The following is an 8,862-nucleotide window of genomic DNA, read 5'->3' as shown; positions in this document are numbered from 1 at the left end:
GCATGCGATGCAGGGTTTTCAATTAATAATTATTTTTAGTAATTATTAATTGAAAATTCCGCAGGCGTGGTGTGCCGAACCGAATTTTCAGGAGAGTTGTTTTCAGGCGGTAAAACGCAGTAAAATTTTCGACTCAGTCAATCTTTTTTTTATCTTTGAATTAATTTAATAGCAAGGAAAATAATATTAAATATTGGATTGACTTGTCTGATTATGATATTGAAACAGCAGAAGCCATGCTTCAAAGCAAAAGATATTTGTATGTAGGTTTTATGTGCCATCAGACAATCGAAAAAGCATTTAAAGCATTCTTTACTAAAGTTAAAGCAGAAGTTCCCCCTTATAGTCACAGTTTATCATTTCTTGCTAAAAGAGGTGATTTTTATGAATCATTCACTGAAGACCAAAAGGAATTCATTGATCAAATAGAACCATTAAATATTGAAGCAAGATATCCATCGCATAAAGAGCGGCTCATGAAAAGCCTGACAGATGCAAAGTGTATTGAAATAATTGAAAAGACAAAAGAAATACAGCAATGGATAAAAGCGAAGCTATAGATAAAGTAAAAGCGTATAAACTTTTGCTGAACGATTATTTCCAACTGGAAAATGTATACCTGTTTGGTTCCTACGCAAGAAACACAAACAGAGAAGACAGCGACATTGATGTGGCAATTGTTGTCAACCATATTGACGGTGATTATTTTTCAATAAATCCAATACTTTGGAAACTGAGAAGACAAATTGATGACAGAATTGAACCTATCCTGATTGAGAAAGATTTTGACGACGCTAACTTCTTAGCAGACATTCAAAAGTTTGGAATAGAAATATTCTGATTACTGTGAATCGCTGTTCCTATTAGTCAATTCGAAAAATTAAACTGTCCAATTTTCCGGAAGCGTAGTCATTTTTTTCGGAAGCGTAGTCATTTATTCAGCAAGCGTAGTCATTTATTCCGGAAGCGTAGTCAACATTTCGGGAAGCGTAGTCATTTTTTCAGGAAGCCTAGTCAACATTTCGAGGCTGTTCAAAAAAGTGTGTCAAAGCGAATAAACAATTTTTAACTTTGACATATGGAGAAAAATAAAAGAGAAAAACGACCGCGATTAGAAGATTTAATACCGGACGAAAGTAAGAGAGCAGAAGTAATAAGTAGATTATATAATGGAGATCCCATAGTGGGTGATGGCGGGATTTTCACGGATATGTTACAAGCTCTTGTAAATGCTGCCTTAGAAGGAGAGATGGATTATCACCTTAAGGAGAGCAAACTCACCGACAAAGATAATCGGCGCAATGGCCATACCCATAAAACGGTTAAAAGCCGTGTCGGTCCTATTGAAGTTCGTACCCCAAGGGATCGTAATGGAGAACATGAGCCAAATCTGATAAAGAAGTGGGATCGGGATTTAGGAACGGGACTAGATGACATCATTTTAAGCCTGTATGCCCGAGGACATTCGGTAGAAGATGTTCGTTATCAACTTCGGGAACTTTATGGATTAGAAGTAAGTGCTGGAGCAATCAGTGCGGTGACTGACCGAGTTTGGTCAGAGATCATCGAATGGCAGCAACGCCCATTGGCTCCATGTTATGCTATTGTATATTTGGATGCCATACACTACAAGGTTAGAGAAGATGGCAGGATAATCAGTAAAGCTATATACACAGCTTTTGGAGTTACCGTAGATGGGCTGCGTGATGTTTTAGGCTTATATTTAAATGAATCCGAAGGTTCCCGGCAATGGGGTTTAATTTTAGAAGACATTAAGAAACGAGGTGTAGAAGATGTTATTTTCTTCTGTGTTGATGGGCTGACTGGCTTCCAGAACGTGATAGAGGCGGTTTTCCCATTATCCATTATCCAGCGGTGTATCGTTCATATGATTCGCAGTTCAACTAGGTTTGTTAGCAACAAAGACATCAAAGCATTATGCAGTGATTTACGGAAAATATATACAGCAGCGGACCGGCAGCAGGCAGCTATAGCATTGATTGCATTTGGCACGCAGTGGGACAGCAAATACAAGGAAATACGTCCAAAATGGGAAGAAAAATGGGAAGAGTTAATGGCATATATGGATTATAGTCAAAATATCCGCAGAATGATTTATACTACCAACCCTGTGGAAGCGCTGCACAGGGTAATGCGAAAAGTAACCAAATCAAAAGGCGCATGGAGTAATGATAAAGGATTATTGAAACAATTATACCTGGCATTAATGCACAACCAAAAAAGCTGGCACAAGAAAGCCCTGAGTTGGGTATCAATCCAGAAAGAACTTATGGAGGAGTTTGGGAGCCGTTATGAAAAATATTTATAATTATATACCTTTGCAGGGTTCTGCCCTTCCGCCTACGGCTTCAGGGCAGAACCCTGCACCAAGCAGAATGACACACTTTTCTGAACACTCCCAACATTTCAGGAAGCGTAGTCATTTTTACGAAAAGCCAAGTCAATAATTCAGCAAGCGTAGTCCTTTTTTCAGGAAGTATTGTCATTTTTTCGGGAAGCGTAGTCCATTATTCCGGAAGCGAAGTCAATATTTCAGCAAGCATAGTCCGTTTTTTGGAAAGCTTAGTCAATATTTCAGCAAGCGAGATGCCCCGTCGTTAGTCCGGGTATTGGAATTTACAAATGCCCTTTAGTACGTTATTGAGATGGAACCATTGCCGGTATTATAATTGGCTGTATTTGTCGTGTTGGTGCTTCCCGGATACCCGGTCCAGCTTGAGCCGCCGCCGCCGCTGCCGGTGCTGCCACCTGCCCCGCCATAATATCCACCGCCACCGCCTCCGCCTATACAAAGAGCGGAAAGGGGACCCGCATCACCACCAATGCCCAGACTACCCGGATTGGCACCGGATGTACCGCCTCCGGTTTGTGTGCCGCCTGTTGCAATACCCGAGAAGCTTGTTCCCGAGCCACCTGTGAGACCGCCGCCGATTCCACCGGCGCCACTGCTATAGCCGGAACCACCACCACCGGCAGCAACAATCAGCCTGTCACTGAGACTGACTGAGGTTCTTACGTCTGAAGCTCCTCCACCACCCCATCCATCGGAGGTAGAGCCACCGCATGGCAGCGCCATAACTTTACCGCCACCATTAAACCCGCCACTTGTTGCGCCCGGTCTTGTGGTTGGTTGTCCACCGACATAAATATAGAGCGTCGAGCCTGGTGTTACAGTAACAGTCGCTATCGCCCGACCGCCTTTTCCACCCGCAGGTCCTCCCCCTTGTGCACCTTTTGCATCAATGGAAATGCTTGCAATGCATGGTGGTACTGTCCATGTTTGAACAGCTCCGGTATATGTGAAAGAGGCAGTACCGGGAGGACAAGTAGCTGTTATCTGCTGTGTTGTTACCACCGAAACGCAACCGCTGACGGTAACCGTAAGGGATACATTATAGGTGCCGCCAATAGCCCAGGAAACAACCGGGTTTTGGGCAGTGCTTGTAGCCGGATTTCCACCCTGGAAAGTCCAACTGTAACTAGCGCCCGTCTGTGTGGGCGTGAAAGTAACCAACTCATTAACAAGTGGGTTTAACGAGCTCCATGTAAAGGTTGAGGGAATCGGGCCTATTACAGTGACACTGGTTGTGGCCACGCTGCTGTTACAATTGATATATGACATCACTGAGTATACCCCACCATTCGAAGTTGTAACATTGGTGATTGAAGGATTTTGGGCAGTAGAAGTAAATCCATTGGGTCCGGTCCAGGAATAGGTAGCATACGGAATAGCCGATGCTGTGAGATTCAATGTGGAAGTCAGACAAAGCGGTCCGTTATTTCCTGCCACAGGGGCTGCAGGTGGTACACAGTTACCGCACACCTCAAACCAGCCGTGGTTTTTATAGAAATTAATACATTTCGTATCCGTATTAAATATTTGTAACCCTTCAGCAGGATTTACTATTGCATTACGTTGCGCGGAAGTCATACGGTTAATCAGCACACCGGTAGTGGTGCCGCTTACATCGAGCATTGCTGATGGATCGGGCGCTGCATTGGAGCTGTTAATTGATACGCCCTGGGAAAATCCGTGAAGCGTGAACAGTAAACTGTGAAAAGTGAGAAAAAGACATATTGCACCTTTCAGGTTCAGGAAGCGGAAAGTAAATTTCAGATTTTTCATGTTCTTGCTGTTTTAATGCTTCTTTTCACAGGTTAATAATTATTGATTTACAATGAAACGGATGGTGGGCAATTCTCTCGCACCGATAACTTTCAACGTATAAACACCGGAAGCAAGATTCTGCAAACCAAATTCTTCCTGCACAAGTCCATTCACTTCTTTGCTGATAACACAATGGCCAAGCACATCATAAACAGTTATCGTGGCTGTGCCTTCCAGTTTATCACGAAGTGAAATAATAAACCTGCCGTTGTTCGGATTTGGATAAAGACTTAGTTCACTGTTGCCATCGACTGCCTTGATTCCTGTAGTCTGCTGTTTACCAAAATGTATAATAAAACGATTAATATCGTCTGTTGTTGATGCGGTAAATGAATAGGATGGATTTTCAACCAGATCAGTGATAATGCCGGATTTAATATCTTCCAGATAAATTCCTGTCTGTAATTTCAGACTTTCAAACTCTGAAGCCGAGATGGTATAAGTTCCATTTGCTGTTGGTGCGAAAGCCACGGGAATATCAGGATTACTCGCCACATCAGATATGCTGTTGATGGCGTATTGTTTTGTCATATCCGAAAAGTTCACCGACCATATCTGGTCAATTTCAGGAGTAATAATCTTGTAGGAATCCAAAGCACCGTCAAAATCATTGCTGGCATCGGCATTCACATTGATGATAATTTCGTCTGTCGTTCCTTGGTGCCCAAGGGTAAGTCTCACGTAGTCTCCTGATGCCAAAGACTTCAGAAAGGGTGTGTTGTTATGAATACGGATAGAATTATTCATTCCCAATGTGCCGCCCGCCGAACTGCTGCAGGTCACAAAAAAACCTTGCTCGGCTGCAATATACCGTGAACCGCCATTCACGCCAAGTTGTGTACCTCCATTATACACAGCATAGTTGGCGTAGTTGTTATTGTAAATATAGATTGAATTATCCACGTTGGTTTTAGTCCATCCTGTCGCTGCCATCCAGTCAATGGAGCTGGGATACGGATTCCCGACAAGGTTCCAGCCTCGCTTGCTGGACACCTGAGATGTGTTTCGTGTAACAGCAATAGACAGCACACCCGTATTGGGTTTTGCCGTAAAGCTAAAAACCTTGGTGGTAAGACTTTTCAGCGCATAGCCTTCCATGATTGCTAATGCCGCAGACGGAGACGTAATGTTGAGCCATGAGTAGTTTGACTCTATCCACTTTTTCAGATAGCTGCCGTTGAAAATAGAGGCTGTAGCAGTGTTTACCGGTTTACTGATATAGTGCCAGTCGTTGGCGAGGATATAGCGTTCAACCTTGGCGGTACCTGCACCGGTGATTGAGCCGTTATCTATAAATGAACCGGTTCCGCTGACATCGGATTTAATAACCATACAGAGCGCACCATTCAGGTTGGTCGGACCGGAAGCAGTAAGTGATTTTCCTGCACTGATGGTCAATATGCCACCACTGAGGATGTTCAGATCTTTGCATTCTGCCGCGTTTGAAATGGTTGGCTGTCGCGGTGTCCCGGATGGAATAGTCGCGCTGACAGTTGCACTGGGAATGCCACAGTTCCAGTTTCCCGCCGTGTTCCAGTCAATAGAAACCAAACCGGTCCATGTGGTTGAGGTTGCACTTGAAAGAACCACTGCCGTTGACAGTACCGATGTACAGTTACCAAACAGCACTTTCCCGGTGTACGTTCCATTCGGCTGTGACGTAAAATCGTAATATGAAGCATTGGCAGTGGCAGTATTCAGTATATTGCCTGAGCCATCACACAAATAGAAAGTCTGATTTCCGGTAATGTCGGACGTAACTGTAACGGTGCCCGAACCGCCGCAGCCACCTATGGCGCTGACCGTTGCATTGGGCAGTGGATTGATGGTAGCAATAACCGGCGTTCTCGATAAGGATTTACAACCATTATTATCACTTTCAGCATAATAGGTTGTAGTGGTGCTTATTGATGGCGTTGTCCATGGGCTGCCCGAACCAACAGGACTTCCACCTGAGGAAGAGGTGTACCAGTTGACGGTTCCCTGGCTGCATGCCGCGCTGAGTATAACAGTTCCTGTACCGCAGTTTGAACCGGGTGTGCTGGAAGTTATACTCGGTGTGATGCATTTAGCACCCAGCGTCATCGTGCCATACGATGAAAAAGACCCGGTGATGTGTCCCTGCCACGCATTATCCTGTATAGCTGCATTTCCTTTTTCCGTCCATTTATTGGAGCCGCTGCAAACCTCCCAGTTCACAAGGTTTATATCTGCCAGGTTCCCCAGACCGCTGCGCGTCAAATTTTTCCAGTACAGTGTAACGTCAGGATAAGAAAGATTGGAAGTGAGATTCCATTGCTCTGCGTTACTTGCATGGTCAATTCCTGAACAGATGACTGTCGGATTTGCAGGTGCAACAAATTGGTATCCGGCAGTGATGGTTGAACTTTGAGCGGGAGAAGCAATTGCCGCCGGTCCCCAAACAACATTTACACCGGCAACATCACCAATCGGAAAGTCGAAACTGTTGTTTCCGCTTTTAGTTACAATGCCGTCCACAAAGCTGAGAGAGTCGCCGCCGTTTGATGTTGCACCATTCTGAAATGTCATCATTGCACTATTGGTATAGTAAACGATACCGTTAGTGAAAGTTGCATTTGATGTAATCGACAAATTGTCGTTCAGGTTGATGTCTGTATTTCCTGTCGCGGTGTTATTGAATGTAATTCCGGAGAAGGAGCTGCCACCGGAGTGCACGGTCTGAGTGGCAGTGCCATCAAAAATTATACTGGATGTGCCGGAAGTAAATGTGCCATTATTTGTCCAGTTCCCGGCAACATGAAATATTTTATCTGAAGCATTGAACACACCGGCATTTATCAGCATATTCCCATACACCTTATTATTCGTTGAGTTAAGCGTAGCTGTACCACCGCTTTTATTAATCTCGACATTTTCAAAGTTTATTGCGCTTGTGCCACCAATGGTTTGCGTGGCTGTGCCGGTAAACTTCACCGTACCGTCAGTCTGGTTTGCCCCGATAAACACATTATTTGCAGCATTATTCGTGAAGTTTCCGGATATCACCATCGTTCCGGCAAGATCAACACTGCCTTGACTCGTGCCATGCGCTTGATTCGTGAAAGAATTTGATGTACCGCCCCAATACATTACCGTGCCTGCAGTAATTTTGATGGCTGCGCCATCATTTATCACGCCCTGTGACCGTGCAAGAGTGCTGAAAGCGAGCAATACCGGGATAAGAATAAATTTTTTCACAATATTTCACTATTAGTATATTTTCAACGAAAATCTTTAGTTCGGCGCAAAACTAAAATATAAGAAACCCTTCTTACAGATAATTCCTGATGCTTGATGGAAACAAATATAATATATAATATGCTGAAAACCTAATTTCTGCAACACCATGCTTTACACACAAAGCTTTCTCAGATGGTTCAATCGACAAATTGCAAAATTGAGCTATCAGTACCAAATAACCACACGTCCATTTGCGCCATTTCCGGATACCAGAGACGTAAACGCTCCACCACCGCCACCACCGGGGACAACGCCATCTCTGTAACCCTGAACGCCACCCCCTGCAGATCCTCCTCCACCGCCATTAGGGGAGCTTCCGCCATTGCCGCAATTGCCGGGGCTTGTATTCAGGTAATCACCATTTTCACCGGGAGTTCCATTAATGTTGATACAATTAAGGGTTGTTGCAGTTCCGCCTGCCCCACCGATACCACTTGCCGTTCCGGCACTTCCGGTAGCGGGAAGTCCGCCTTGCCCTCCCCCCGAAGTGATGATGGTGCTGCCATAGGTAAAAGTGCTGGCGCCTCCGGCAGTACCGGCAATTTGTGTTCCGCCAGCTCCGCCCGGACCACCAGTGCCGACAAAAGCGCTGTAGCTGCTCAGCGGAGTAACACTGATAATAGCTAAAGTATAGGCACCACCTCCTCCTCCTCCGGATCCTAATTTATTATAGGCAGCACCCCAACCGCCGCCCCCGCCGGCGCCCCACACCTCAACCATGATTTTTGTTATGTTGGCAGGAATAGTACCATTTGATGTACCTGTATTACTGATAATAATAAAATTTGAAAATCCCCCTGCACCTGTCGGACCTGTGGGACCTGTGGGACCCGTTGCGCCCGTTGTACCGGCTGCTCCGTTGCTTCCGTTTGTGCCTGTGGGACCCGTGGGTCCGACTGCACCTGCCTGACCTGCCAATCCTGCCGGGCCGGATGGTCCAACTACACCCGCGGGACCTGCAGGTCCTGTCGGGCCGATAATTCCGTTACCGGTGGCTAGCTTTATCCACTGTGTATGAGGTGCGTCCCAGTAATAAAAACCGGATGTGCCGTTTATAAAAGTCACTGTATCAAAAACCAACAGACTATTGGCGGGATTGACAACCGGCGAAGCAAGTGCCGTATCTGTGAGCGCAACCCGTGGAATACGCAGTCCCTGCGCGGCACTTGTAAGATCCAATATTGCGGAACCGTCGGGAGAACCACCGTTGGGGCTTATTGCCACGCCTACCGTTTGTGAGAAAATAGTTGTTGCCTGCATAATAATAATTACACTTATAAGTGCACCAATCATTATCATACTTACCGTTTTTCCTTTAATCAAGTTCTTCATCGCAAATAATTTATTAGTAAGAACATTTTCAGGTCGAAATAATTATTATTGGATATCCTTAGAAACACTTTTATACAACC

Annotated in this window: 6 protein-coding genes; 3 read left to right on the top strand and 3 right to left on the bottom strand. The window is 45.0% G+C overall.

Features of this window, described 5'->3' with window-relative positions; genetic code table 11:
* The first annotated feature begins 203 nt into the window (after positions 1-203).
* From WCM76_04490 to WCM76_04480, 3 genes are all read left to right on the top strand, one after another.
* A complete protein-coding gene (locus tag WCM76_04490) occupies positions 204-560 on the top strand; it encodes a HEPN domain-containing protein (protein ID MEI6764876.1) in 357 nt (118 codons plus the stop codon).
* Positions 539-841 carry a nucleotidyltransferase domain-containing protein gene (locus tag WCM76_04485; GenBank protein MEI6764875.1) on the top strand — a complete coding sequence of 101 codons (303 nt, stop codon included), beginning with the start codon at positions 539-541 and terminating at the stop codon, positions 839-841. Before WCM76_04490 ends, WCM76_04485 begins: the two co-directional genes overlap by 22 nt.
* A 237-nt stretch (positions 842-1,078) precedes the next feature.
* On the top strand, positions 1,079-2,329 hold the full coding sequence (locus WCM76_04480; GenBank protein ID MEI6764874.1) for an IS256 family transposase: 1,251 nt from the start codon (positions 1,079-1,081) through the stop codon (positions 2,327-2,329).
* 321 nt (positions 2,330-2,650) lie between these two features.
* Here WCM76_04480 and WCM76_04475 read toward each other — a convergent pair whose 3' ends face one another.
* The 3 genes from WCM76_04475 to WCM76_04465 all read right to left on the bottom strand — a co-directional run bounded on the left by WCM76_04475 (position 2,651) and on the right by WCM76_04465 (position 8,782).
* Positions 2,651-4,147: a glycine-rich protein gene (locus WCM76_04475; protein MEI6764873.1), complete on the bottom strand. Its 1,497-nt coding sequence runs from the start codon at positions 4,145-4,147 to the stop codon at positions 2,651-2,653.
* A gap of 39 nt (positions 4,148-4,186) precedes the next feature.
* Positions 4,187-7,408, bottom strand: a complete 3,222-nt coding sequence (locus WCM76_04470; GenBank protein MEI6764872.1) for a T9SS type A sorting domain-containing protein — start codon at positions 7,406-7,408, stop codon at positions 4,187-4,189.
* A 207-nt stretch (positions 7,409-7,615) separates the two neighbouring features.
* The gene (locus WCM76_04465) at positions 7,616-8,782 is read right to left on the bottom strand and encodes a glycine-rich domain-containing protein (GenBank protein MEI6764871.1); all 1,167 of its coding nucleotides are present in this window, start codon (positions 8,780-8,782) and stop codon (positions 7,616-7,618) included.
* Positions 8,783-8,862 lie beyond the last annotated feature (80 nt).

This window comes from Bacteroidota bacterium, assembly GCA_037133915.1.
GTDB lineage: Bacteria > Bacteroidota > Bacteroidia > Bacteroidales > CAIWKO01 > JBAXND01.
Note: the sequence above shows the minus strand (reverse complement) of the source record. Positions and strands in the feature narration are given on the sequence as shown.